Annotated in this window: 1 protein-coding gene; it reads left to right on the top strand. The window is 62.1% G+C overall.

All coding sequences use genetic code 11. The annotated features are described in order from the left end of the window. A partial coding sequence (locus B0E42_RS17535; RefSeq protein WP_139353176.1) for an immunoglobulin-like domain-containing protein occupies positions 1-330 on the top strand: 330 nt, incomplete at both ends.

The raw sequence follows: 330 nt of genomic DNA, 5'->3' as shown, positions 1-330 counted from the left end.
AGGACACTACCGGCCTGACGCTCTCGGCAACTGACACTGTCGCCGAAGGTGGCTCCATCGTTTACACCGCGACCCTGACCAACGCCGCTGGCTCGCCAGTGACCGTGACCCTGAGCAACGGCGCGGTGATCAACATCGCTGCAGGCGCCACCACCGGCACCGTGACGGTCGATGCGCCAACAGACGACGTCTACAAAGACGCGGGCAAAGTCGAAGTCAGCATCGATCAAGCGACTGGCGGTAACTTCGAGAACCTGGTTCCGAGCACTACCCCGGCGGTGACTGACGTTACCGACACCATCGACACCTCGACTGTCAGCCTGACCGCAA

Origin of the sequence: Pseudomonas sp. A25(2017) (assembly GCF_002001065.1) — a bacterium.
GTDB classification, from domain to species: domain Bacteria; phylum Pseudomonadota; class Gammaproteobacteria; order Pseudomonadales; family Pseudomonadaceae; genus Aquipseudomonas; species Aquipseudomonas kilonensis.
Note: the sequence above shows the minus strand (reverse complement) of the source record. Positions and strands in the feature narration are given on the sequence as shown.